Below are 24579 nucleotides of genomic sequence, written 5' to 3'. Positions count from 1 at the left end.
TGCACAGACTGGACTTCCTCATTCCTTCCGAAAGATGTCTCGATAAGCCACCGCAGTCACACGGTTTCTTGCTTAACTGAAGACGGATGGTCGTTTCGGTAAAGCCCCGTCCTCAAGGAGTGACCGACCGTCGCAAGGCAGGAGGGAGCGAGTAGGGCGGGGTAGTTTACTGCCCCATCGCGCCCCCGAGGGGCTGGTAATGCGGGAACATCGGATGTGGGAGGTGAACACCGAGTGCCATCAATCCGTGCGCGAAAAGCACGTACCCCAGCACAACGAACACCACACCGAGTAGCCGATGAACGCGTCGCCGGTGGGCAACGTCGATCGACTGGATAATTGTCCCGTAGAGGAAGACGGCTGGAATCGTCCCGATACCGAGGGCACCGAGAGCGATTCCTCCAGTGGTGGGGGACCCGCTCGCGAAGGCGAACAGATACGCGGGATACAGCATCGGGCAGGGAAGAAGCGCGTGGACGGCGCCGAGGCCGACAATACTTGGGCTGTTCACGTGTCGGTGAACTCTCGTCGCGAGCCACGACGTGACGCGCTGGACGCCGGGTATTCGGATATCGCCTCCACTCCCCCCGATGACGTACCGAACGCCCGTCGCCACGATGAATCCCCCTACCGCGAGACCGACAGCACCCCGCAGGAGATCAGCGATCGGTGTCAACTGGTCAGCGGTGACGAACACGACGCTTCCGAGCGCGCCGAAGACGGCCCCGAGAATCGCGTACGTTGTCGCCCGGCCGACGTTGAACAGGAAGTGCTGGCGAACCTCGTAGGTCGTGAGATGACTGGCACGTCCGTCGTTGGCTGTCACCGTCCCGCCGTCTGGCTGCGGCGTCATCTGCTTCGAGTACATCGTCACAAGCGGACCGCACATCCCGATGCAGTGTGCGCCGCCGAGCACGCCGATGAGAACGAAGAGGACGACGTCAATCCGGAGGAGCGACTCGATCATAGTCGTTCTCGGTTGCGTACAGATTTGTGTCGTCTGGTGTGTCTCTCGAACGAGCCCGGACAGATACCGAGGACGTGTCACGGTAGGCTACAAGAGGTCGGACTCGGCTGGAGACGTTCGCAAGCATCGGAGTGTAGCTCTTGGCGGAACAATTCTTCACAGTAGGCGCCAATACACAGACGATGACGGACGAAATCGACATCCCAACCGAGCCGCGGGCTGCGGTCGACGCACTGGCGACCCACCTAACTGCGACCGCAGATCGCCCAGTACCGCCAGCGACGAACCGATGGCTCGGAGAGGCAGAAGCCGTCGCCCGCGATGCTGCCAGTGACGGTCTTGACACGCAAACCAGACAGAAACGGGTTCGGCAAGTTGCTACACTGCTTGAGTCGGCTGATGAAACGGGCGACGTGGTCGCCGACCGCCACATCGAAGCAGCGATCGAGTGCTGTCAAGTCATTCTCGCTAGCGAGTGACGGTAACCCTGTTTCTACCGAATGGTCCTCTCGCTAAATATTAAATTTTATTGAGTAGAGAAACCGAATTAAACCATACAAAGTTATTCATTTTCGTTAAAGAAACCGTCATAAGTTACTAACGAGTGTTCTAGCGCACCACACTTATATTTGTAGTCTCTGAAGAATACTTTGATGAGTTCAAAACAAGACGATCTCAAAGAGACGAACACCGAGGCCCGTTTCGAGTTCAAAAAGGAGGAGAAGTCTGCCTTCCAGACCGAGAAGGGGCTCACCGAGGAGACGGTCCGCGTCATCTCGGAGGACAAAGACGAACCCGAGTGGATGCTGGAGCGCCGCCTGCGAGCGCTCGAACAGTTCCAAGAGATGCCGATGCCGACCGACTGGCCCGGTCAGCCGGACCTGAGCGAAGTCGACGTCGACGAGATCGTCCCCTACATTCGGCCGGACGTCGACGTCCGCGCCGGCGTCGACGACTGGACCGAACTTCCAGACGACATCAAAGACACCTTCGACAAGCTGGGCATCCCCGAAGCCGAGAAAAACGCCCTCTCCGGCGTCGGCGCGCAGTACGAATCGGAGGTTGTCTACCAGAACATGCAGGAGCGCTGGGAGGAGAAGGGCGTCATCTTCTGTAACATGGACGAGGCGGTCCAAGAGCACGAAGAGCTCGTCCGCGAGCACTTCATGACGAACTGCGTCCCCCCGAGCGACAACAAGTTCGCGGCGCTTCACGGCGCCATCTGGTCCGGCGGCTCGTTCGTCTACGTGCCCGAAAACACCACCGTCGACATGCCCGTTCAAGCGTACTTCCGGATGAACTCCGAGGGGATGGGCCAGTTCGAGCACACGCTCATCATCGCCGAGGAGGGCTCGGAAGTCCACTACATCGANGGATGGGCCAGTTCGAGCACACGCTCATCATCGCCGAGGAGGGCTCGGAAGTCCACTACATCGAGGGCTGCTCCGCGCCGAAGTACTCGAAATTCAATCTTCACTGTGGCGGTGTCGAAGTCTTCGTCGACGAGGACGCCCACGTCCAGTACTCGACCGTCCAGAACTGGTCGAAAAACACGTACAACCTCAACACGAAACGTGCCATCGCGGAGAAGGGCGGGCGCATGGAGTGGATTTCGGGGTCGATGGGGTCGAAGGCGACGATGCTGTACCCGTCGACGATCCTGAAGGGCCGCGGCGCCTCCGACANTGGATTTCGGGGTCGATGGGGTCGAAGGCGACGATGCTGTACCCGTCGACGATCCTGAAGGGCCGCGGCGCCTCCGACAACCACATCACTATCGCCATGGCCGGCGAGGGCCAGGACATCGACACCGGCGCGAAGGTGTACCACAACGCGCCCGAGACCAAATCCACCGTCGAGTCGAAGTCGATCGCGAAGGACGGCGGTCGCACGAACTACCGCGGGCTCGTCCACATCGCGGACGGCGCCGAGAACTCCTCGACGGCCGTCGAGTGCGACGCGCTGATGTTCGACAACGAGTCGACGTCGGACACCATGCCGTACATGGAGATCAACGAGTCGAAGGTCGATGTCGCCCACGAGGCGACCGTTGGCAAGATCGGTGACGAGGACATCTTCTACCTACAGTCGCGCGGTCTCGACGACGACGACGCCAAACAGATGATCGTCTCCGGGTTCATCGAGCCGATCACCGAAGAGCTGCCGATCGAGTACGCCGTCGAGCTGAACCGACTCGTCGAACTGGAGATGGAGGGCTCGCTCGGATAGTAGTTCGTCTGGACTACGCCACCCTTATCAAGAAATTCTCATGGCTATCGATCCACACTTCGAAGCGAACCGCGATGTCGCTGAGCAACACGAGGGGCACCGAGTCTGGGGGCCGGTCGACGAACCGGAACAGCAGGGAATCCACGGCACACACGTGGCTGTCGACTTCGATATCTGTATGGCTGATGGTGCCTGCCTCGAGGACTGTCCCGTCGACGTGTTCGAGTGGACGGATACACCCGGCCACCCCGAGAGCGACATCAAAGCCGATCCGATTAACGAGACACAGTGTATCGACTGTATGCTTTGTGTCGACGTGTGTCCCGTCGACGCCATCGATGTCGATCCCGGACGAGCGGGGCGCCTGTGAGGGGTGATTGAGGAACCACTTATGACCCTACCACTCCAGTGCTACCGGTGCGGAGCAGAGTATACCTATATCGGTAAGAGTCCACATTCCGCACAGTGCCCAGCATGCGGCTCCTCTTGCGTTCCGCCGGCTGGCAGTCTCACCGTCGTCAACAGCGTTCACTGGGAGAGTGCAAACGGGCTCGCGAAAGTCTGGGTCCACAGTGTGGATGAACGTGACCGACCGTTCGAATTCGAAGTCGCTGCACACGGTCGCCGTGGCAAGTTGGTTGCGATCAAAGTTGACGGCGTACCGATTAACCCACAAGTTGACGAGACACTGGAAACGCTCCCACCGGCAGTGAAGGCCAAAATCGAAGCACAGGGAATAACAGACGTCGATATCGCGACAGTCACGAACTCGAAAGCATGATACCAAGCCAGATTACGCAACGACCGACACCCGCGAGCATCGGCTCGAAGGATGTCCTCTTACATACGGTCGAAGGGGGACGGTAAGGTGATGAGTACCGACATCAGATTCACTGACTTCAAATCCGACAAGCAGCCAACGTGGTGTCCCGGTTGCGGGGATTTCGGCACCATGAACGGGATGATGAAAGCCCTCGCGAACACCGGGAACGACCCGGACAACACGTTCGTCGTCGCAGGGATCGGCTGTTCCGGGAAGATCGGGACCTATATGCACAGCTACGCACTCCACGGCGTTCACGGTCGCGCCCTTCCCGTGGGAATCGGGGCGAAGCTAGCGAATCCGAACCTCGAAGTGATGGTCGCCGGCGGCGACGGAGATGGCTACTCGATTGGCGCTGGCCATTTCATCCACGCGGTCCGCCGCAACGTCGATATGACATATGTCGTCATGGACAACCGCATCTACGGCCTCACGAAGGGGCAAGCCTCGCCAACATCGCGTGAGGACTTCGAAACCTCGACGACGCCCGAAGGGCCGAAACAGCCGCCGGTCAACCCACTTGCGCTCGCGCTGGCTGCCGGCGGGACGTTCATTGCCCAGTCGTTCAGTTCGGACAGCCAGCGCCACACCGAGATCGTTCAGAAAGCCGTCGAACACGACGGGTTCGGCTTCGTCAACGTCTACAGCCCTTGTGTGACGTTTAACGACGTCGATACCTACGACTACTTCCGAGACACGATTGTCGATCTCGCCGAGACAGACCACGATCCGACGGCTTACGATGACGCTACAGACATGATTATGGATGGAAATAAAGAGTACCAGGGTGTACTCTATCAGGACGAGCACTCGGTTGCCTACGAAGAGCGTGAAGGGCTCTCAGACAATATGGCGGTCATACCCGACGGAGCTCCGGACAATGCAACGAATCTCGTTCGGGAGTTCTACTGATACACATGCCTGATTGTGCTACCTGTGGCGAGCATATTTCTGCTCAGTTTGTACAGGTGTTCGGCGACAAGGACGGCGTCGTTCTTGCATTCCCGTCCTGCTCGGCCAATGCTGGTATTGGAAAGGAAATACGACAGCGAACGGACGATATATGAAGATTCTCTCTCTATTGGGCCCTATTCACTCGTATTGTCACGCCCATGGGCGGGATGAGCCGTACAAATTATCAAAGCAAGCGAAGAACACTATATGACCTAAATGACCTTTTCATTTGACACGACTTACAAAGAGTTAGACTCGGAGCTGTATTCGAGAGTGACACCGAAGAGTATCGCTCATCCCGAAATTGTGGTTCGTAACGACGAGCTATGCGCTGACCTTGGGTTGGATACAGCGAAGCTTGATGCAGAGATGCTAGCAGGTCAAGATCGCTTGGAAGAACCGATCGCCCAAGCATATGCGGGTCACCAGTATGGGAGTTTTACGGTCTTGGGCGACGGGAGGGCGATGATACTCGGCGAGCACGTGCACGATGGGAGTAGATACGATATTCAACTGAAAGGGTCTGGTCGAACGCCCTACTCCGGAAGAGGCGATGGAAACGCAACTGTCAGCTCGATGCTCAGAGAGTATCTGTACTCGTATGCGATGCGAAATCTAAATATCAAAACATCGAGAAGTCTTGCGGTCGTCGAGACTGACGACGCGGTCAACCGACGCCGGACAGAGCCCGGAGCCGTCCTAGTCCGAGTAATGAACAGCCACATTCGGTACGGAACCTTCCAGTACGTCGCAGCTCGAGCATCCGACGAACTACAGCGGTTCACCGACTACGTAATTGACAGGCACTACCCGCAGCTACACGAAAAAGATCGTACATATGTGGAGTTCTTCGATGTAGTCATGCAGTCAGCGATCGAAATGGTTGTTGACTGGTTGCGTGTCGGATTCGTCCATGGTGTGATGAATACGGACAACATGAGTATCGATGGAGAGACGTTTGATTACGGACCCTGTGCCTTCATGAATTACTACGACGAGGAGACGGTCTTCAGCTCAATCGATAAGCACGGGAGATACGCATTCGGAAACCAGCGACCTGTCCTGCGGTGGAATCTCGAGCGGTTCGCGGAGGCACTCCAACCGCTGTGTACACAGTCAGCGCTCACGTATGGTGAACTCGAAGCCAAGCTAGACGAATTTGAGGATCGATTTGATGCGCAGTACTACGCAATGATGCAGAAGAAGCTGGGGATCGGCTCAGATGGCGAGGAAGAGCTCGTCGATGAATTCCTGGAGTGGCTTCGCAAAACGAACGCAGACTACACTAATACATTCCTCGAATTAGAGGCACCCAAGACGTTTGATGACCCGGTGTTTGCAACTGCGGAATTCGAGCAGCTGAGGGATAAGTTGGCTGCGGTCGGCCTGAATGAAGAGTTGATGCAGGAGGTCAATCCGCGGTATATTCCCCGCAATTATCTAGTTGAAGAGTCACTAGATGAGTATCTCGAAACTGGAGAGCTATCCAAATTCAAGCGGTTACTGACCGTGTTGGAAACCCCCTATACGTCAAAGGATATGGGTTCGCAGTTCCAGCAACCACCGCCACGAGAGTTCGATGCCGAGTATACAACGTACTGTAACACGTGAGCAGACAGCATCACATCGGCATGTATGATTATGAGAAAATGCTCTGTTGAACGCAAGACAGCGACAGAATCAGTATTATGACATTAGATTTTTCACGGGTAACTACGCTCTCTCTGCGGATTCTAAGATCGGACGATTCAATTTTAGCGGCTTTACGCAGTGATCAAAACATCAGTTTCACAGGATACCGCACGAAGGATGAGGTGGACGATGGCGATGCCTCTTCCGGATACGTCCGGAGAAAGGGAGCAGGCGGCGAGCCCTAACTCGCCGCCTGCGTTAGGTTATGTACGATGCACTTGCGCGTGAGCTCCCGGAATTGGCCATGCCAGCTCCGGGAGCGGATCTCGTCGCCGTCGTCCTTCAGCATCGCAAACACTGTCTCACTCATCGACCGCTGGTTGTAGACGTCGTCGTCAATTCTGGCGTTGTGAGCTTTCTTCAGTGCGTTTTGCTCACAGTGTTTGATCACTGGTCGCGTTGACGCGTCACGGCAGGCTTCACGGAGATCGCTCCACGAGTGCATTTTGTCAGCCAGCAACTCCTGCAGGTCTTCGGCGTTACGCCGACAGACCTGCAGTCCGATATGGCCGTCATAGGCTTTCTTCGTCGTGAAATGAGCGTCCATGATGGCAAGTGAGTCCGTATCAACGAGCAGCGTCGTCTTCATCGCATTGAACGAGTAATCGACTCGATTTCGGTAGTGTGAGCTGGCTTGATCTCGTTGGAAGCCACTGGCGTCAATCGACGCAGTGCCCGAAAGCCCCGCCTGCTCCGCTGACTGGCGGAGCAGGCGGCGCAACTCTTTCATCGGAAATTCACCGTCCCAAACGCTGGACGACGAGTAATCAGGATATTTCTCAAGGCCGAACACATTAAGGATTCCCGGCATCTCGTTCAGGTAATCTTCGAGCTTCCGGAGTGGTTTGTTGATTTCCTCTTTAAGCAGAAGCAGCGCGATTTTCGTGGAGTTAGCGTACCCGCCCGCGCCGTCCGGCGCGGCGGGTACGTCTGGTTCTTCTACGTGGTTCGTGGCAAAGTCTCGAAACGTCTGTGCGAGGGTCTTGAGACGCCCCATATCGCAAGACGGCGTCGAATCCCCCTGAAATCAGCGATATAATCCGCAGACGGCGTCAGGATTCAACGGAGCATCCGAGGGAAGTTCCTCGGCCTCGTCGAGAAGCGTGTGCCGACTCACGCTGAATGGCATATCTGTATGAATGACGCCGGGAGGACAAAACTCCGCGGCTAACGCTCTCACCCCGATACACGTTCCAGACGAGTATATTCGAGTGAGCTACCCTCCACCACTGTGGTCGTCGCCTTCGAGCGCGTCCCGAAGCCCGTCCGGGAGTAGGGAAAACGGCTTCTCCGCGTGAAAGGCGACGTTCTCGTAGGCCTGCTCGACGTGTTTTCGCTTCGAGTCTGCACACTCCTCGGCGAGCGTGTCCAGTTCGTCCATCATGGACCGGAGTTCGTCCTCGGCTTCGAGCATCTCGGCGGTCAGCGCCAGTTCCTTGGTCGCCTTGGCGGCCGCGCGTCGCACGCGGCCGTCGTCGTCGCGGAGCGCGTCCGCGTAGAGGTCCCGCAGTCGTTCGCGGTGGGTCGCGATTTCGTCGAGCGTCCACTCACCCGGTAACGCCTCGTCGGTGAGGTCCGCACCGACCGTTCGATAGGCCAAGCGCGGATACAGACTGGCCGCAAAGCGAATCACGGACTGTCGCTGGTATCCATCGTCGGCCTCGTAAAGGTCGAGACACATATCGAAATACTCGTCGAACAGGGCGGCTCGTTCCTCGAGTTCGGTATTCTCGATTTCGTCGATCGCCCGATTCACGCGCTCGGTGTCACCCGAGGAGAGTGCGTCGGCGAACGCATCGGGAGTGTGATCCATACGCGCTCTTGGTCGGATGGCGGCGTAATTCCTCGGATTGGCCTTCGAGAGAATCTCCGTTCCTCACCGGGCGGCGTCGTTGACGTAGTCTTCACGCCACCAGACGGTCCGGCCTGCAGGCGACCTGACCGCAGTCGCCGTGAACACCTCGACGGAGAACGTTTCCGTTACGGCCGTACCCGATCCGTGTAGATGGGTAGCGAGATAGCGCAGTAATTCTGGGATCGCTTCGTCACTCCACCTTCTCCCGGAGCACGAGCAGGGCGTATGTCCGATCCTCGTCGAGTGATCAGATCGTGGCTGTGGCGAGCTGGCGTTGACGTGATCGTCGGCGACCACGTCCGGGTGTGTGGTGTCGATGTGCCAGAGTGTCGCTTCTTCGGACTGAAAGAGCGGAAGCGGATCGAGGTTCTCAGACTGGAGATGTTCGGGCGTCAGTTCCATATGTGGTTTGTACGGTCGGCAGAGAATAATCTGTCCAGCACGGGGAATTCTAAAGGAGAGCTACCGCGAACGAACAGTTATGGTCGACTACATCGTGGAAATCAAAGACTCGGTCTTTCACGAGACACCACTCGCGGAGGCGAATTTCGATGAGGATGGTCGACTCGCCTTCGACTCGAAAGCGGACGCAGAGGAGTGAGTGACTGAACAGAACCGAGAACACACGAAGGGGGCAACTCACGCTACACACCGCGCATCCGGCCGACACGTCGGATGTCGACGCCTGCGTCGTCTTCCAGCCGGTGAAAGGCGTCTGGGTTCCAGATTCGTAGGCACACAGCCACCCAACCGTCCACCACAATTACTACGGGTTTAATCCGTAGATACCATACGAGCGATGGTTGATCCCGACCCGACACTCACGGAGGCAGCAGTCCGGGATCTGGCACGCCCCCAGTCATACGACCGGGGGGGAAACTACTACGCCGAGGGTGCCGTCGTCAATCTCGTCCGGCGCGGTGAGACGATCCGAGCGGCGGTTGAAGGCAGCCAGTACGAGCCCTACCGGGTGCGGATCGATCTCGACGAAACTGGGGTCGTTGACACGGCGTGTTCCTGTCCGTACGATCACGGTGGGATTTGCAAGCACCGTGTCGCCGTCCTCCTGACGTACGTCCGCGATTCCGATGGGATCGACCAGCGACCGCCCATCTCCGAACTGATCGCGGATGCCGAGCCCGAGATCCTCCGTGACGTTCTCACCAGCCTCATTGAGAGTCGCCCGGAGCTGGCATCCCAGATCGAATCCGAACTCGAAACAGCCGAGTCAGAAGACGAGACGGAGGATGGCGAACACGGTCGAACCCCGGACATCAATCGCGAATCGATCCGCAAGCAGGTACAGTACGTTCTCGGACCGACTAAGGGGCGAAGCGCTCACGCCTACGACCCGTACGAGGCAGCCGAAACCGACGTCGAGAAGTTGCGAGGCCTTCTCGATCAGGCACGCACAGCCGTTGAGACTGGCGACGGCGAGACGGCACTGGACATCCTCGAACCGCTGGCCAACGAACTCATGGACGAAGAGTGGCTCGCGCTCTCGTACGACGATTCGAACGCGCTCTTCAACTTCTTCGACGAGGTCGACCGAGTGCTGGCCGAGGCGCTGCTCACCGCCGACCTCTCGGAGGCCGAGCGTACCGATTGGAAGGACCGCCTCTGGACATGGGAACAGGAGATGGGAGGCCATACACACCATCCGCCGTACAGTGTCGCGCTCGAAGCCGCCCAACGGGGCTGGGATTTCGAACCGGTTCAGCGAGCGATGCAGGGCGATATCGGCTACGCCGATCTCTGGGGAGGGGATCCACCGTGGTACGCCGAGGACTTGATCAGGGCTCGCCTCAACGTCCTCAAGCGCCAAGGTCGCAACGAGGAGTACCTGGATCTGGCGGAGGCTGCGGATCTGATCGATGACTACGTAACCAAGCTCGTAGAGGATGGACGGATCGACGAGGCGATCGAATACGGCCGACACAACTTGTCCTCCCCGAACGAAGCACTCACACTGGCCCAGACGCTGCGGAACCATGATCGGCCCCAAGCAGCACTGGAGGTGGCCCAACACGGATTGACGCTGGACGGCAGCGAGAAAGCGGAGCTGGCCGAGTGGCTCCGCGATCGAGCCGCCAGCCTCGACGAACCGGAGGTGGCCTTGGAGGCGGCTATCGCCGCATTCGAAGCCTCGCCGACGCTTGCGGCCTACCAAGCGGCAGAGGAACTCGCCGGTGAGGAGTGGATGACTATTCGCGAAGAGTTGCTGACATCGCTTCGGAACAAGGACACGACGCAGCGAGTTGCGCGACGGCACGTCGAAATCTTCCTGTACGCAGAGCAGTACGAGGCGGCTATCGATATCGCGGATCGCTTTTCGGACTACAAGGTCGTGGAGCCGGTCGTCGAGGAAGTCTGGGAGGAGCACCCAGACTGGACGATCGACGCCTGCAAGGAACATGCCAAGCCAATCATCGAGGAGGGACAGTCCCAGCGGTATCGGCACGCCGTCCAGTGGCTGGAAACTGCCGGAAAGGCCGCCCGAGCTGTCGGTGAACTCGATGAGTGGTGTGTCTACGTCGAAGATCTCAGAGACGAACATTACCGGAAATATAAGCTCCGCCCGATGCTCGAGGAGCTGTTGGAGGGCTTCACGGAGTAATCGAAACCAGGTGAGGATAATGGATAGGACTACCAAAGACCGCGTTCTCACCGTGCTGGACGAGTGTGACATCGGCCTGCCTGAAGATGGGTTGACACTGGAAAAGATCAGAGAGCGGGCTTTCAGATTCCAGTTCGAAGCAGATGACATGCTCTCGTTGCGGATCGAGCGTCATCCGACGATGCACCTTTCGGACATGGGTGTGCCGGGTGTCGATGCCTCACCTGCTCGGTTTCACGTGGTGACGGAGTATCAGCTGGATTTGAACGACGAGACGTGGCATATCGAAGAACTTTCTTCGACCTTCGAGTACGAACCATGGCTGGTACTCGAAGCCGAGCTTGGAGCCGGAGGGCCTCACGAGATGATTCAGAAGGGGATCGAGGACGTCAGGGCTGCAGACGATCCAGAAGACACATTCGAGGACGTGTTCGGGTCGTGGATAGATCACTGGGAAGAGAAGTTCGACGAACTCGACGGCAGGAACGTTCCCGAGGAGGACAGAGAAGCGATCCTCGATCTCCTAGTCGGCGAGCTGAAAGAGCGGGCAAAACTCGATTGATCGGTGGCTGCTGTTCGTCCCGACATGCAGCCTCGTGCGACACGTTTTGTTGATTCCGATCGTAGGATACAGACATGCAAACCGAGACGTGGATCGAGCGGTTACTCATCGATCAACTCACTACCCACGACAGACGATACAAACACGATTACGCTGGCGTCGAAAAGACGACTGACGACCTCGTTGCAGCCTGTACGCAACTCGACGCTATCACGACAGAAGGTGGATCCGAAGAGCCGTCACTCGAAGAGCTCCTCTCGATTGATGCGGAGTTCGGACCTGAAGTCGAAACCGCGCTTCAAACACTGCAAGAACGGGGATTCGTCGAGTGTGTCGGAGAACGCGAGCGATCTGGGCCGTCGTTCGAATCAGGGGACTACGGCACGACAACCATCTGGAAGCCGACCGTCGAGGGGCGGGCCGAAGCGAGAGCGATCCGCGAGGCATATTCTGACGAGGTGGAAACACTCGCGGACTCGCACGGTGAGGAGTCCGAAGAGTTCCGCGAAGAGATCGTCTCGGTCGCCAGAACGTATGGAATCCTTCCGAGTGATGTCGAATAGCAGACTACCAAAACCATGACCGATTCAGAGACGGAGATACTGGAGCGATTTGTTATCGAAGTCAGTCAGATAGGGACTGTCGACCATATCGTCGACGTGAAAGCAGAACCAGTCGGCAGGTCGACCTATTCCCCTCGTCGGGAGTTACCCGGCGAGAAGCTGTGTGATCGGAGTACGCGCTCACCCGCGAGTGAATACATCGATTTACCGCGATATGCTGACTGGAAAGGTCTCGACAAGACGGCATTCGAGGGCGATGCGCCAGATGAGATCTGTTCGTATTGCTGGGCTGCAACACTTGAGGAGATCGACCAGCTGAGACAGGATACAAGCATGGAGGTAGAATCTCGTATCGACACCACCGGCTACCGTCTTCGCTGGAAACAGAAGGGTCGCGCTCGCGAGGAGTGGTACGATATCGTCGTTCGGCCGGAAACGACGATAGCGGAACTCGATCGGCTCGTGTGTCGATTCAGTACGCTCGATGATCTTCACCTCCGGATGTACGGCCTCGAAGACGAGTATCTGGACTCGTCACTCAACGTTCTCCCGGACCACCAGTATGAGAAGATCGACGACCCCTCGTACACGAACGCGAGTGACGTGTCGATCGGAGACATCGCTGAACGTGCGACGCTCCGAGAAGGGGATCGGCTCAGCATGGTCTACGACTTCGGAACGCCGTCACAGTACTACTGCATCGTCAAGGATGTCTACGATCCAGACGAGATCGACGACCTGCTGGCAGAATCCGACACAATCGCCGGGACAGATACCGCCGCCATCATTGACGAAAAACGACTGTAGGCGTGACAACCACCCGCTACTCGTCCATATCGGGATATTGGGACGGTGCGTGCCCTTGTTCGTCGACGACCACGGGGCTACTGTCCAACGATGCGTCGCGAGTATCCTGGAGTTCGATGTAGTGTTCCCAGTTGTCACCCATGTCGAACGTGTAGGAGAGCGCTCCCAGCTCTTCCGGATCTAACTCGTCGATCGTGGTGTCGGCGGCGTTACATCTGCTGGGCCACGTTCATTAGCCTGAGGGATCTAGAAAGGCTCTGAGGTGTAGAGAGCCGCTGTCAAAATAGTGTCACACGTGTCCCTCCCCCCCATACAGAGAGGCCATGCATGGAGACCCCCAATCCAGAAGCAATCCTTGGCACCTGCTCGTTTTGCGGCGAGACAGTCGCAGACAGACACGTGCTCATTCAGTATGAAAAAGAGTCCGGAGATCAGGGTGTTTGGGCCGAATGCCCCGAATGTCTGGAGGTCGTCGACCCCGCGTCTCAATCTCGGATATGACGCGATAATCTCTACCTGAGAATAGAACCGCCAGTCAGTGGATCCAGCTGTAGCCGTTGCTCAGTGGGACTGAAGACACATCGAGATAGTAGTACTACTCGTCGACGACGGTCGCCTCTTCAGGCGGCGCGATATCGAGCTCGGCAGCGCCACGCTCGATCTCCTCGGGCGTGGTCCCCTCAGCATCGGCGAGCATCTCAGTGAGCTCCTCGTCCGAGACCATGTCGGCGTCGGCCGGGGCTTCACGACTCATACTGCGTTCTACCCGGCCCGAACGGATAAACGTAGGTGTCGGTTCACCACCATCCGACCTCGACGGCGGGCGCCCCGGCGATCGACGCTCTTCGAAGACATCGACGAAGTACTGAGCCTCGCGTTTGAGGTAGTTGGCACAGCCGCGGATGACTGCCCCTCGACTTATCGGCAGTGGCGCATGAGGGAGTTGGAGGTGAACAGTCGGCTGCGAACGGCGGGCGACGTCGACGTGGAGTCCCTCGCGGTACACGTCATGCCCGAGTGCCGACGTCTCGTTGTGGTCCATCCGGGCGATTGCCGTCCACTCGATCGGGTCGGTCGCGACGCGATAGTGAAGCTGAACGAGGAAGCGCGGGATGTGTTGCTGGTGCTGGTCGAACCCGACCGTGAGCAGGCAGTCACGACGGCCAGCTGGGACGTGCTTGGAGACGTCGTAGCCGGTCGGGAGCGACGGGGCACTCATTCGTTCGGCCGATCGTCACCCGGTACGGTGTCGCTTTCGCTTTCGCCCTCGACGTCGGGGCGACATCCGGGCTACACTCGCTGGAGTTGCGATAGGTCAGTTCTCCCGCTCCCACCATTCATCGATTTCTTGCGCGCTGATGTCCACGGTTGCGGTGATCCCGCACGAACAGTGGATGCCGACGGTGCCGGGGTGCGTCGTGATCGGGCCCTTCTCCTGTCCACAGCCCGGGCAGTTGACGCGGAAGATATCGCCCATACACACCGATCTGTGTGGTCCGGGAAAGCCGCTCTGCTCAGTCTTAACCAACGATCGGTGGTAGAACTGCCGACTGTTGGTTAAGACTGAACGCTCTTATGTAGAAACGCGGAAAGACCGTATAATTACACTAAGTCGCCGGTAATCGGGAGGTATGACCTCCACTGAGCCAGCGTTNACGCTCTTATGTAGAAACGCGGAAAGACCGTATAATTACACTAAGTCGCCGGTAATCGGGAGGTATGACCTCCACTGAGCCAGCGTTCGGTCGTCTGTTTCAGCAGCTGATTGAATTAGATGTCATCAAGATCGATACGGAGCCGCTCGATGCCCGCATCGAGCGGCGACTCAAGGAGTTCTGGGAGAACACATCCTGTCCTCGTTGCGGGAATCAGCGTATCGTCACGTGGGAGAATACGGACCGTATTTGGTGTCGAGACTGTGATTTCAAGCCGGCCTACACCTACGGAACGCCCTTCCACGAGAAGCATCTCACCTGCGGCGAGATACTTCTCGCGTTCACGCTCTACGCCGATACGTTGCTCAGTATCAACCAGATTGCGCCGCTTCTCGATCGAGCCTACAAAACCGTTCACACGGTGATTCGAGAGGTGGAAGCCGCGGTTCAGCGCGGCTTTCCCGCGGTTTGGAAGCACCTCGACCAGATCATCGATGGACCAACGCAAGTCGACGAATCTGGCAGGGTTTGTTCGGGCTACAAAGGACAAGAGCCGCCGCGGAACAGCCGTTCTCGCGGCGGCTCGTCACAGTCTGGCCGGTCACGCTGGCGGGGGCGCCACGGTGATCAGCTGACGCTCGTCGCGGCGTGCCGCGACTCACTGCGCGTGATTCGTGGACACCGTGGAATCGACTATCAAGACGATCTTGAGCCAGTGATTCAGGAGGCTGAAGACCTCTCCCAGCCGCTGGGAGAGGTCTGGACTGATGGACTCCAAGCGTACCGAGAGATGGATCGGACCCACCGAACAGTCGTCCACAAAGAGAGATACGTATCGCCCGACGGAGTCCACATCAACCAATCTGAGTGTCTGTTTTCAATCGTCCAGCCGTGGCTACGGAAGTTCCGCGGCCTGTCCAAGCAGGGCTTGGAACAGGCCGCTCACACCTTCGGTATCGTTCGTTCACTCACTCTCGCCGGAGGATCTGTCGAGACAGCGGTTGAGTGTCTCGTTATCGGGTCTTTCCGTAGTTCTACATAAGAGCGNTCGTTCACTCACTCTCGCCGGAGGATCTGTCGAGACAGCGGTTGAGTGTCTCGTTATCGGGTCTTTCCGTAGTTCTACATAAGAGCGAACACGAATGATAGTACGAATTGACTACATTGTCTCGCTTGTAGCTAACTCGAGGTCGAGGAGACACCCCTCTATCGATGTGTTCACGATCTAGAGTGGTAGTCGAGACCGTAGCAGAAAGTGTCGACCACTTCACCTTACAACCAGAGCGTCTCCGTTGATATCGATCCTGGCTCGTGGACGTGACTGTCCGCGCGCCGTTCGCCGAGAGACACACCCCTCTATCGATGTGTTTCTACGCGAGACTCCACAGCGATTTCCTCATCACGTCTGGTGAGTATAGCGATTATCTCTCTAATATCGGCAGTAAACGCCTGCTTGAACGGTTTTAGATGGGAGAGAAGGAGAGGAGTGTAACGTCGTTTGTGAAACCACAGAACACTGCTGCTAAAACACATCGAACACATCGATAGAGGGGTGTGTGTGTTGTGTGTTAATAGAAAGAAAAGAAGAGAAGAAAGAGACGAGTTTCAATCACGGATAAAAACCGCTTAAATGGGATATCCCGTGTATTCAAGCCCGTACCGTCATCAACTGGCAGCTACTGGAATCGAGATCCCCATTCTACCCCCCCTCCCCGAGAAGACACCGAACACATCGATAGAGGGGTGTGTGTCTTCGACGGAGTTCTTTTGAACACATCGTCACTGGCTAGCGGATAACCGACGCGAATCGCGCTCCACTCGATGGTAATGAGCGAATGGACGTTTTAAACGTTGAATCACACTTCGATAGAGGTACGAACCTTTTTCATACGGGCCGGTGTCACTCCGAGTATGGATATCGACGATTCCGATGATCTCTCTGCGGATCCGGGATCGCTGGAGGACGAACCTCCGGCACACTCCGATGGAGCGAACACTGCGGACGTAGAACGCTCATCAGAGTCCTCTGCGAGGAATGGTACCGACCAGTCGGCGACCGAGCCGACTGACGCGTCCCAACAATCGATCGAGGACATGCTGCTGGAGTTCGACGAACAGCAGGGGCTCATCCGTGACCGATCACTGCTTGATCCCAATTTTGTCGTCGAGGAGGACCGTATCGTCGGTCGTGACGACCAGCTCCAGGAGGTTACGAAGATGCTTCGTGTCGCGCTCGGTGACAACCGCCCTCCGAACTTGTTTCTGTACGGGCCATCGGGAACTGGGAAATCGCTCATCACCAAAGCCGTCTGTCACAACATCAGCCGCATCTGCGAGTCCCGGGACATCCAATTCGGAACAATCGAGGTAAACTGCCAAGACCTGGATACGCTCGGCGTCGCCGTATATGAACTCGCCCAACAAGCGGCAGACGAGGCGGGCGTGGAGGTTCGTGTCCCAAAACACGGCGTGGCGACGAAGGAAAAATGGGATGAGCTGTACCGAATCGTGAATGAGAACTTCGACTCAGTCGTGTTCGTCCTTGATGAGCTGGATATGCTCGTCGGTCGGCGTGATAAACAGGATCCTGCGTTCTCACGGCTGCTGTATCAGCTCTCTCGCGCCGGTGCGAACGACGAGCTTGATGCGTACATTTCGGTTGTTGCCATCTCAAACGATACGAAAATGATGGAGGCTGTGGGCAGCCGGGCAGTCAGTTCGTTCACCCCGGAAGACGTCCATTTCGACGATTACGACGCCGACCAGCTCAAGGCCATCCTTCGGCGGCGTCAGGACGCGTTCCACGACGACGTCGTCGACGACGACGTGATCCCACTCGCAGCGGCGTTCGCTGCGCAAACCCACGGGGACGCGCGCAAAGCGATTGACTTGATGCGTGTCGCCGGCGAGCTCGCTGAACGGGAAGGTGACGGTCGCGTTCGTGAAGAACACGTCCGTGCCGCTCAGGCAAAAGTCGAAAAGAATCGTGTGTTGGAAGTTGTCCGCGGAATCAGTACCCAAAAGAAACTCTGTCTGTACGCTACTGCAGCTGTGGCGTCACAATCAGCCGATGGGACGGCACGGAGCACGACGGGATACCGTGTGTACCAGTATCTGACTGACGCGATCGACGCCGACCAGTACCATCAAGAAACGTACGTAAACAAGATGAAAGAGCTCACGACGTACTCGCTCGTCGACTTCGAACGGCGGAGTCACGGACCGAGCTCAGGGATGTTTCTCGAGTTCCAGTTCGGTGAACGGCCGGAAACAATTCTCGAGACGCTGCGTGAGGATTCGCGTATTGAGATGGTTTCCGAGAGCGAAGTGCACTCTGTCGTCAAAGCACAAATTCGGAACCAGACGTAGCGACCTCCAGCGGGTGTCTGCGAGTCACCATCGTTCCAGACACCCCTCTATCGATGTGTACACTCTGTCTGGTAGCAAATCACGTACGGCAGGTCGCGCTGAAAGCCAGCGAGGTCATACATGTCCTTCAGGGCGTGGTAGCTAACTAGCAACCAGTTGTATCCCTAACTGACACCCCTCTATCGATGTGTTCGAGAGGGAACGGGCTGGGTACACCCCTCTATCGATGTGTTGGTGGGGGAACCGACTGGATACACCCCTCTATCGATGTGTTGGTGGGGGAACCGACTGGATACACCCNCTATCGATGTGTTGGTGGGGGAACCGACTGGATACACCCCTCTATCGATGTGTTGGTGGGGGAACCGACTGGATACACCCCTCTATCGAAGTGTTTTTGATTTGTTGGTGTCAGATACCGGACCATCTGTTCTCTCCACCCCCGACCACGAAGCAGATGCAACAGCGTCAGAATCTGGGGCCAGTCTCTTGTCTTAAAATTGAAAAATATCGTATACCCACAGGTAGGAACGCCGCGAGCAACAGTGGTTTCTTGATATCAAAACGCACTTCATATATTATTGCTTATGTATACACCAACTTATTTTCAACGAGAGAAGTCGTTAGACTGAGCGAAGTAGGGTGGCGTTGTTGACTAGAGCCGGTCCACGTATCAATTTGTGTCGAAACGGTGTCAACAACCCCACCCTACTTCGCTCACCCTGACGGGTTCGCTCGTTGAGGGAGGGGCTTGTCCGTGAGCTCGGCCTCGAACCCGTCCGGGTGGGCGGTGAATCCGCCACTTGGCGTCACCGTTCCAGACTTCAGGGCGAGTTGACTGTCGCCCGTCCGTCGAGACGACTGTTGGCCTCGACGGACGTACCGCATCCCGATGTTCTTCGCCGCATTGTAATCCGCGTTCGCTTCCGACTCACACTTCATACATCGAAAGTCGTTGCGAGTTCGGCGATTCTCGTCTGCCGTGAATCCACATTCGGCGCACCGTTGGGATGTGTATGCCGACCCCACTTGCTTCACCGGGATACCGACTGCTTCGGCTTTATATTCCACCTGTTCGTACAGCGTTCCGAACGCCCACTTGTGTCCCCACGACGCTCCCGTACGGTCGCGGATATTGGTTAGGTCCTCGAACGCGATCACGTCGCACTCGTACCGGAGCGCTTCCGAGACGATAGCGTTGGATGCTCGGTGGAGTACATCCCGAACGTAGCGAAGTTCACGGCCACTCGACTGTTCGAGCGTCCGGTGGGCACTCCTCGTCCCGGTCTGTTGCAGGCCAGCGCGTACTTTCTCAAACTCTCGGAGATTGTGGGTTAACTCCCGCCCGCTGACAAAAGAGGCGGTGCTTGTGACGGCGAGGTTTTCGATACCGAGATCAACCCCCAGGACCGTTCCGTCCTCGGCGGTGTTCTTTTCAGTATCAGTTTTGGGCCGACGGAAGCCCATGTGTAAGAAGTAGTCGCCGTCACGGGCGGTGAGTGTGCTTTCCGTGACGCTCCAGGTGTCCGAGTCGAGGTACTGCCGTTGGTAGCCATCGTCGGCGTCGGGAAGGACAAGCGGACACCGAACGCGACTCTCCGTAGTGGAGAGCGACACCGTCTCGTCGTCAAACAGGGTCAGCGTCCGCGTGTCGTACTTCACTGTGGGTGCGGTGAACGTCGGTTTGCTGACTCTCTTCCCTTTGGAGCGGCGTTCGAGACAGCCAGTGATGGCTTGAGCGGCTTGGTGTGTGGCGAGAATCGCGTGCTGACTCCCGAGGTCGGTGTGTTCGCGCACGTCGTCGTAAGCGAGGGGCTGTACGTCGCTTTTCGCGTTACAGTTGCCCCACGCCATGTCGGTGGCGAGTTGGCACCCGCGCTTCCAGTTGGAGATCGTCTCTTCGAGCAGGTCGCGTTGCTCGTCTGTAACCTCCAGACGAGTGATTGCCGTCCGACGCACGTAGTCGTCTGCCACAGTTTCAATGTATATAGAAGGCTACTTATAAGTAGTGTTTATGACTGATACGAACGCGCTCCTCCCCTCCCTACTCACTCCCTTCGGTCGCTCCTTGAGGAAGGGGACTCCGCGCTACCGCTTCAGTTGATCTCAGTCTAACGAATCTGCCACGAACACCTATGAAAATATACTTTGAGTAATAATCATCATTTTTTGTATATTAATTATTAGATAATCTCGAACCTATCGAATCAATTGTATTTGGAATTCCCGAACCACACCGCTGCCGGGCGGCCGCGATCGGTTAACGCGTATCGGACCAGAACCGACTTTTCGGTCACCATCTCGCGATCGTCTCAGCCGCGTTTGTCTCCGAGGTCGGCACGTATTTGGTTATCGCAAGAGACTGTCCAATCACATCCGAATGGCTGTACTGGACGATCTCTCGGGATTTGAATTCGAGGACGTGATAGAGGACGTCTTCCGCAACCTCGGCTACGAGAACGTCCGCCAAGCTGAGAAGACTGCTGATGAGGGTCGCGACGTCATCATGGAAGAGGTCGTCGACGGCACGCGGCGAGCGATTATCGTCGAGTGCAAGCACACGGGGACGGTCGGGCGGCCGGTCGTCCAGAAGCTCCACTCGGCGATCGCGACGTTCGACTTCGACGGCCCCAAACGCGGGATGGTCGTCACGACCGGCCGGTTCACGAACCCTGCCCAAGAGTACGCCCGGCGGCTCCAGCAAAACGACGATCCATACCCCATCGAGCTGATCGACGGCGAGGACCTCCGGGAGATCGCCGACGAGATCGGCCTCGACCTCTACAACGGTCGCATTGAGATTCTCTGCGACGAGACGCTGCGCCCCTACGACCCGGCCGCTGACTTCGGCGCACCGGTCGCGGAGGCGTTCCGCGACATCGCAAACATCGAGGCCGCCGATCTCCCGACACCGCACTCGGCGGCGACGTTCCGCCCGGTGGTCGCGGTCACCGCCGACACGAACGCCGTCTTCGAGACGTCCGTCGGCGTCATCCACCGGATCAACGATCGGACCCGCTTCGTCGCTCACGCCGAACGCGGACAGCCGCAGGTCGTCGACGAGACCGTTGCGACGCTGGTCACCGAGAACCTCCAGACGAGGATCGAACTTGACCCGGAACAGTTCGGGGAGGTGTTCGACGACGTCGAGGAGCGCCGGTTCGGCCAGACCCAAACGGAGTACAAAGAGTGGGCCGTCGACCGGCTCCAGCAGCACCACACGTCGACGGTCACCTACACCGGCGACAACAACGTCACGTACAACAAGACGTGTGAGCCGAATCTCTCGGACATCTCCGTGCAATCGATCGAGCCGGTGTACCTCCCCGAGGTTCGACACACTACCGACATCCAGGAGTACACCTACCCCTACGAGTACTACGCGGCAGGGCCGTCACGAGTGACCGTCGAAGACGGTATCCATCGGTGCGTCCACTGCGAAACGAGCGGCGCCGACGAGACGTACACCTACTGTCCGAACTGCGGGGCGATCGCCTGCACCAGCCACATCAAAACGGAGCGGCTGGAGGGGGAGCCGGTCTGTACGGGCTGTGCGGTGACCGAACGGTTCGCCTTGAAGACGAAATACTTCTACGACGAACAGAATCTCGAGGCGTTCCGCGAGGAGTACGCCGAGATGCCGCTTCACGAGAAGGTGATGGAGAACAAGTTCCTGGCCGGGGGGAGCGTGGTCGCGACGCTGCTGCTCATCGTCGGACTACTCGTCATCGGCGGCATCATCTGAGCGGGCTCGGTGGTCACGCCGGTTCGGCGACCATCTCTTCGAGCCCGTCCTTCACCGGACCGTGGAACTCTTGACGAGGCCTCCATCGCTTCGTTGCCACGGACGCTCGACGGTTCCGGATGTTCCGTGACTGAAGTGGTTACCGCATCGTGACATTGCTCTTTCACACTGAAAAACCCGCGCCACGCTTCGCTGTTTCCCTGAATGACCTGGTGCGCGGCGGACGCACTGAGCGCGCCCTTGCATCTGCCACTATCTCGTACAACTATCATATTTAAATATAGTTACTTTATTCAAGCAGTCGGGTGAAAACGGAGCCACACTGCGGTTAAAAACTTGGTTGAAAAGGCTGATTCACAGCCAGCTCACAGCGAAATGTTCGGATCGAGTCACGGTCGTTCAGAAATCAATACGGGGTACCGACGACGAGCACTAGCCGTACGCTTTAGTCAATCTTGAACCTGGAATAATTTATTCGTTCGGTATTTCGACGGAATAGTCTCCGATCGTCCGAGAATAACACACCGAGTTGTGCGAAAATTCTGATATTTCCGACGCCGTAGTTCTGTCGATGACGCCGCGCACCTCGCAGGCGGTCTTCGTCGAGAATGGTCCGAGTCCCGCATCGAGATCAACGGCAGTAGAAATCAAATAGAATATATTTTAGAAGGTATGAAACTATACCTATTCGTTTTCAAACTATTCTAGTAATGCCTCATCTGTAGGCCGCGGAAACGTTGATGCTGGCTACGACGTCCGGTGGGATATTCAGTATCCTACAGCTGAGCGTTGGTCGTTTCACTCGTTTCATTCGTTTTGTTCGTTCTATTCATTTTACCCGTTCTATTCATTACCACCCTTCGCTACGCTCTTCTCTATCGTTTCGGAGCGCTGCAGACAATCGTTGAGGCGAGTCGATCGATTTGTCTAGTCTGCCCGGGGCTATCTCCGAGGAGAGGGTCCGTAGGACGCTGTCACCTGAACGGCGAATTTATCGCCTCCGTCAATTCGGTGGTAGAAGGTGTAGCCCACTGACACGCCCACGACTTCGGTCGTGGGTCACTGACACTGTGGGCAGATCTCGATGCGATCCGGGGCGTTTAGAACGATCAGCTTTGAGATGGATGTTCCGCAGGATGTGCACTCTTCCTTTATTTTTATTGTGTTATTCGGGTATTGATGCATGGTAACATGATTCTCACTCTGATATAAAAAACTACCTTGCCATGTTATATTAACAATCGGCATTCGTGTATTACTGTTATACCACATATTATGTTTGTGTAGACTCCCTGCTCTTTGGATCGTCTCTGGGCTAGAGTACGTGCTTAGACCTGCTTAACGGACACTGCAGTGAATTCCTCCAAACTTATATTATACTGAAAAACCACTGTAGCGGATATGCATCGGGAACAATCAGAAACACGAAGGGAAAAAGTGTGCCAAGCGCTCTCGATGACCGAGTGGAAAGACTGCTTCGATATCGCGAACCAAACGGGATTCACCCTCGCGGGATGTAGTAAATTGCTCGGGGAGCTATATCGAGAGGGATATCTTCGACGTCGAGCGTCAAGCCGAAACAACAACGCCGATTACGAGTATCTGCTGCGTGCCGATATTGACGATGCTAATTGAGCGTCACGCGTGGACCGGGACTACTGATCTGATGGACCGGCTATCGATATTACGTTGCTTTTCGAGAGTCACAAACGTTGGAGAGAAACGAATGTATCTGAGCGACGCGCTAGCGGCTATCGAACGCCATGTACCGCTCACTGAGTGAGTAGCAGTTGAGTCGGTGCCTTTCGGTGCCTATCGACTGGTAGCGGGTGATTAGCGATACGTCAGCCCGCCATCGGGGTGGAGAACGCTCCCGGCGATGAACGACGACTTCTCGCTGGCCAGGAACTCGACGGTGTCGACGATCTCCTCTGGCGTCCCGTTACGCGGGAGGCACTGCTGGTCGGCGATGGCGTCGAGGTATTCCTGGTCGAGTTGTTGGCTGGCCGCTGTGGTCACGAGGCCGGGCGCGACAGCGTTGACGCGGACGCCGTTTTCGCCGGCCTCGGCTGCGATCGCTCTAGTCAGAGACGGGACGGCGCCCTTCGACGTGACGTAGTGAGGGTACCCGGTCGACCCGCCGTACATCACCGCCGAGGAGATGTTGACGACGCTGCCGTGGCCTTGGGCCTCCATGTGTGGGACCAGTTCCTTACAGCAAATGAACATCCCGGTGGTGTTGACGTCGATCACGTCGCGCCACTCGTCGACCGGGATCTCGTCGTACCGGCGGTCGCGTTTCGGAACAAGCGGCCCGTAGATTGCGGCGTTGTTCACGAGTACGTCGATACTGCCGAAGCGATCGATGGTCTCTGTCGCGAGACGCTCCACGTCGTCCCGGTCAGTAACATCGGTTTGTACGCCGAGCGCCGCCGTCGAGAGTTCTGCTGCCGCTTCGTCTGCGCCCTTGACGTCGGCGATGACGACGTCGGCACCGCCGGATGCGAACCGCTCGGCCATTTGCTTGCCAATCCCCCGGCCTGCACCGGTGATTACGACTGTCGAGTCGTCAAACCTCATACCACCCCGATCGAACGACCCACGCAAAGCCGTTGTTCTTCCAGCAAAACCCGACACTTCGTGGAACGGCCCGAACGAGTCCCGTCTGCACGAGGGACAGCGTCGCTGATCTGCCCGGTCGTGCGTGAACCGTGTCGGCGTCGGGCTCGCGGGGCGCTCGG

At 57.2% G+C, this 24579-nt stretch carries 22 protein-coding genes and 2 pseudogenes; 15 read left to right on the top strand and 9 right to left on the bottom strand.

The window, feature by feature from the left end; genetic code table 11:
- Positions 1–166: 166 nt before the first annotated feature.
- On the bottom strand, positions 167–967 hold the full coding sequence (locus C468_RS01030; RefSeq protein WP_008847007.1) for a sulfite exporter TauE/SafE family protein: 801 nt from the start codon (positions 965–967) through the stop codon (positions 167–169).
- Between the two features lie 182 nt (positions 968–1149).
- Between C468_RS01030 and C468_RS01025 the strand changes: the two genes are divergently transcribed.
- The 7 genes and pseudogenes from C468_RS01025 to C468_RS01005 all read left to right on the top strand — a co-directional run bounded on the left by C468_RS01025 (position 1150) and on the right by C468_RS01005 (position 6584).
- The gene (locus C468_RS01025; protein ID WP_049911805.1) at positions 1150–1446 is read left to right on the top strand and encodes a hypothetical protein; all 297 of its coding nucleotides are present in this window, start codon (positions 1150–1152) and stop codon (positions 1444–1446) included.
- A 174-nt stretch (positions 1447–1620) separates the two neighbouring features.
- A pseudogene (locus C468_RS01020) lies at positions 1621–3196 on the top strand (Fe-S cluster assembly protein SufB).
- Positions 3197–3236: 40 nt separating this feature from the next.
- Complete coding sequence (locus tag C468_RS01015; RefSeq protein WP_008847006.1) at positions 3237–3566, top strand: 4Fe-4S dicluster domain-containing protein; 330 nt, start codon at positions 3237–3239, stop codon at positions 3564–3566.
- 204 nt (positions 3567–3770) lie between these two features.
- The gene (locus tag C468_RS18910; RefSeq protein ID WP_239638879.1) at positions 3771–3977 is read left to right on the top strand and encodes a hypothetical protein; all 207 of its coding nucleotides are present in this window, start codon (positions 3771–3773) and stop codon (positions 3975–3977) included.
- Positions 3978–4067: 90 nt separating this feature from the next.
- The gene (locus tag C468_RS01010) at positions 4068–4931 is read left to right on the top strand and encodes a 2-oxoacid:ferredoxin oxidoreductase subunit beta (protein WP_008847004.1); all 864 of its coding nucleotides are present in this window, start codon (positions 4068–4070) and stop codon (positions 4929–4931) included.
- 5 nt (positions 4932–4936) lie between these two features.
- Complete coding sequence (locus tag C468_RS19400) at positions 4937–5086, top strand: DUF7563 family protein (protein WP_449272007.1); 150 nt, start codon at positions 4937–4939, stop codon at positions 5084–5086.
- 103 nt (positions 5087–5189) lie between these two features.
- Positions 5190–6584: a protein adenylyltransferase SelO gene (locus tag C468_RS01005; RefSeq protein ID WP_049911803.1), complete on the top strand. Its 1395-nt coding sequence runs from the start codon at positions 5190–5192 to the stop codon at positions 6582–6584.
- A gap of 262 nt (positions 6585–6846) precedes the next feature.
- Here C468_RS01005 and C468_RS01000 read toward each other — a convergent pair whose 3' ends face one another.
- The 3 genes from C468_RS01000 to C468_RS00990 all read right to left on the bottom strand — a co-directional run bounded on the left by C468_RS01000 (position 6847) and on the right by C468_RS00990 (position 8922).
- Positions 6847–7662 carry an IS5 family transposase gene (locus C468_RS01000; RefSeq protein ID WP_008847002.1) on the bottom strand — a complete coding sequence of 272 codons (816 nt, stop codon included), beginning with the start codon at positions 7660–7662 and terminating at the stop codon, positions 6847–6849.
- Between the two features lie 219 nt (positions 7663–7881).
- Positions 7882–8478, bottom strand: a complete 597-nt coding sequence (locus tag C468_RS00995) for a hypothetical protein (protein ID WP_008847001.1) — start codon at positions 8476–8478, stop codon at positions 7882–7884.
- Positions 8479–8541: 63 nt separating this feature from the next.
- Positions 8542–8922: a hypothetical protein gene (locus C468_RS00990; RefSeq protein WP_206536728.1), complete on the bottom strand. Its 381-nt coding sequence runs from the start codon at positions 8920–8922 to the stop codon at positions 8542–8544.
- A gap of 397 nt (positions 8923–9319) precedes the next feature.
- On the opposite strand from C468_RS00990, the gene C468_RS00980 reads away from it, so the two are divergent.
- The 4 genes from C468_RS00980 to C468_RS00965 all read left to right on the top strand — a co-directional run bounded on the left by C468_RS00980 (position 9320) and on the right by C468_RS00965 (position 13069).
- Positions 9320–11137: an SWIM zinc finger family protein gene (locus C468_RS00980; protein WP_008846999.1), complete on the top strand. Its 1818-nt coding sequence runs from the start codon at positions 9320–9322 to the stop codon at positions 11135–11137.
- Between the two features lie 19 nt (positions 11138–11156).
- Entirely contained in the window at positions 11157–11699 is a 543-nt protein-coding gene (locus C468_RS00975) for a hypothetical protein (RefSeq protein WP_008846998.1), read from the top strand.
- 74 nt (positions 11700–11773) lie between these two features.
- The gene (locus C468_RS00970; protein ID WP_008846997.1) at positions 11774–12262 is read left to right on the top strand and encodes a hypothetical protein; all 489 of its coding nucleotides are present in this window, start codon (positions 11774–11776) and stop codon (positions 12260–12262) included.
- 15 nt (positions 12263–12277) lie between these two features.
- Positions 12278–13069 (top strand): hypothetical protein, encoded by a 792-nt coding sequence (locus C468_RS00965; RefSeq protein ID WP_049911802.1) that lies wholly within the window; start codon positions 12278–12280, stop codon positions 13067–13069.
- A gap of 16 nt (positions 13070–13085) precedes the next feature.
- Here C468_RS00965 and C468_RS17205 read toward each other — a convergent pair.
- Positions 13086–13268, bottom strand: a pseudogene (locus C468_RS17205) (IS1096 element passenger TnpR family protein); the annotation flags it as partial.
- A 128-nt stretch (positions 13269–13396) separates the two neighbouring features.
- Between C468_RS17205 and C468_RS19395 the strand changes: the two are divergent.
- On the top strand, positions 13397–13570 hold the full coding sequence (locus C468_RS19395) for a DUF7837 family putative zinc-binding protein (RefSeq protein WP_449272006.1): 174 nt from the start codon (positions 13397–13399) through the stop codon (positions 13568–13570).
- Between the two features lie 94 nt (positions 13571–13664).
- On the opposite strand, the gene C468_RS00960 is transcribed toward C468_RS19395, so the two are convergent.
- Positions 13665–14288 carry a DUF7718 family protein gene (locus C468_RS00960; protein ID WP_008846994.1) on the bottom strand — a complete coding sequence of 208 codons (624 nt, stop codon included), beginning with the start codon at positions 14286–14288 and terminating at the stop codon, positions 13665–13667.
- Positions 14289–14384: 96 nt separating this feature from the next.
- Positions 14385–14546: a hypothetical protein gene (locus C468_RS18325; RefSeq protein WP_161607052.1), complete on the bottom strand. Its 162-nt coding sequence runs from the start codon at positions 14544–14546 to the stop codon at positions 14385–14387.
- A 242-nt stretch (positions 14547–14788) separates the two neighbouring features.
- Here C468_RS18325 and C468_RS00955 point away from each other — a divergent pair, with 242 nt between their 5' ends.
- A complete protein-coding gene (locus C468_RS00955) occupies positions 14789–15766 on the top strand; it encodes an IS1595-like element ISHko5 family transposase (protein ID WP_008846993.1) in 978 nt (325 codons plus the stop codon).
- Positions 15767–16635: 869 nt separating this feature from the next.
- Positions 16636–18093, top strand: a complete 1458-nt coding sequence (locus tag C468_RS00950) for an orc1/cdc6 family replication initiation protein (protein ID WP_008846992.1) — start codon at positions 16636–16638, stop codon at positions 18091–18093.
- A gap of 717 nt (positions 18094–18810) precedes the next feature.
- Here C468_RS00950 and C468_RS00945 read toward each other — a convergent pair.
- On the bottom strand, positions 18811–20067 hold the full coding sequence (locus tag C468_RS00945) for an RNA-guided endonuclease InsQ/TnpB family protein (protein WP_049911800.1): 1257 nt from the start codon (positions 20065–20067) through the stop codon (positions 18811–18813).
- A 406-nt stretch (positions 20068–20473) separates the two neighbouring features.
- Here C468_RS00945 and C468_RS00940 point away from each other — a divergent pair, with 406 nt between their 5' ends.
- On the top strand, positions 20474–21838 hold the full coding sequence (locus C468_RS00940; RefSeq protein ID WP_049911799.1) for a restriction endonuclease: 1365 nt from the start codon (positions 20474–20476) through the stop codon (positions 21836–21838).
- A gap of 1833 nt (positions 21839–23671) precedes the next feature.
- Here the strand turns inward: C468_RS00940 and C468_RS00935 are convergent.
- Positions 23672–24418, bottom strand: a complete 747-nt coding sequence (locus C468_RS00935; protein WP_161609712.1) for an SDR family NAD(P)-dependent oxidoreductase — start codon at positions 24416–24418, stop codon at positions 23672–23674.
- Positions 24419–24579 lie beyond the last annotated feature (161 nt).

The organism is Halorubrum kocurii JCM 14978 (genome assembly GCF_000337355.1).
Taxonomy (GTDB): domain Archaea; phylum Halobacteriota; class Halobacteria; order Halobacteriales; family Haloferacaceae; genus Halorubrum; species Halorubrum kocurii.
The sequence above is the reverse complement of the archived record's forward strand: the minus strand, read 5'-3'. Positions and strand labels throughout refer to the sequence as shown.

Coding starts and splice junctions, on each gene's coding strand:
- C468_RS00955 (WP_008846993.1), top strand. CDS start 14,789: ATGACCTCCACTGAGCCAGCGTTCGGTCGTCTGTTTCAGCAGCTGATT.
- C468_RS19400 (WP_449272007.1), top strand. CDS start 4,937: ATGCCTGATTGTGCTACCTGTGGCGAGCATATTTCTGCTCAGTTTGTA.
- C468_RS00980 (WP_008846999.1), top strand. CDS start 9,320: ATGGTTGATCCCGACCCGACACTCACGGAGGCAGCAGTCCGGGATCTG.
- C468_RS00935 (WP_161609712.1), bottom strand. CDS start 24,418: ATGAGGTTTGACGACTCGACAGTCGTAATCACCGGTGCAGGCCGGGGG.
- C468_RS01010 (WP_008847004.1), top strand. CDS start 4,068: ATGAGTACCGACATCAGATTCACTGACTTCAAATCCGACAAGCAGCCA.
- C468_RS00995 (WP_008847001.1), bottom strand. CDS start 8,478: ATGGATCACACTCCCGATGCGTTCGCCGACGCACTCTCCTCGGGTGAC.
- C468_RS18325 (WP_161607052.1), bottom strand. CDS start 14,546: ATGGGCGATATCTTCCGCGTCAACTGCCCGGGCTGTGGACAGGAGAAG.
- C468_RS00960 (WP_008846994.1), bottom strand. CDS start 14,288: ATGAGTGCCCCGTCGCTCCCGACCGGCTACGACGTCTCCAAGCACGTC.
- C468_RS00965 (WP_049911802.1), top strand. CDS start 12,278: ATGACCGATTCAGAGACGGAGATACTGGAGCGATTTGTTATCGAAGTC.
- C468_RS01000 (WP_008847002.1), bottom strand. CDS start 7,662: ATGGGGCGTCTCAAGACCCTCGCACAGACGTTTCGAGACTTTGCCACG.
- C468_RS00990 (WP_206536728.1), bottom strand. CDS start 8,922: ATGGAACTGACGCCCGAACATCTCCAGTCTGAGAACCTCGATCCGCTT.
- C468_RS01025 (WP_049911805.1), top strand. CDS start 1,150: ATGACGGACGAAATCGACATCCCAACCGAGCCGCGGGCTGCGGTCGAC.
- C468_RS00975 (WP_008846998.1), top strand. CDS start 11,157: ATGGATAGGACTACCAAAGACCGCGTTCTCACCGTGCTGGACGAGTGT.
- C468_RS00970 (WP_008846997.1), top strand. CDS start 11,774: ATGCAAACCGAGACGTGGATCGAGCGGTTACTCATCGATCAACTCACT.
- C468_RS00940 (WP_049911799.1), top strand. CDS start 20,474: ATGGCTGTACTGGACGATCTCTCGGGATTTGAATTCGAGGACGTGATA.
- C468_RS19395 (WP_449272006.1), top strand. CDS start 13,397: ATGGAGACCCCCAATCCAGAAGCAATCCTTGGCACCTGCTCGTTTTGC.
- C468_RS00950 (WP_008846992.1), top strand. CDS start 16,636: ATGGATATCGACGATTCCGATGATCTCTCTGCGGATCCGGGATCGCTG.
- C468_RS01005 (WP_049911803.1), top strand. CDS start 5,190: ATGACCTTTTCATTTGACACGACTTACAAAGAGTTAGACTCGGAGCTG.
- C468_RS01030 (WP_008847007.1), bottom strand. CDS start 967: ATGATCGAGTCGCTCCTCCGGATTGACGTCGTCCTCTTCGTTCTCATC.
- C468_RS01015 (WP_008847006.1), top strand. CDS start 3,237: ATGGCTATCGATCCACACTTCGAAGCGAACCGCGATGTCGCTGAGCAA.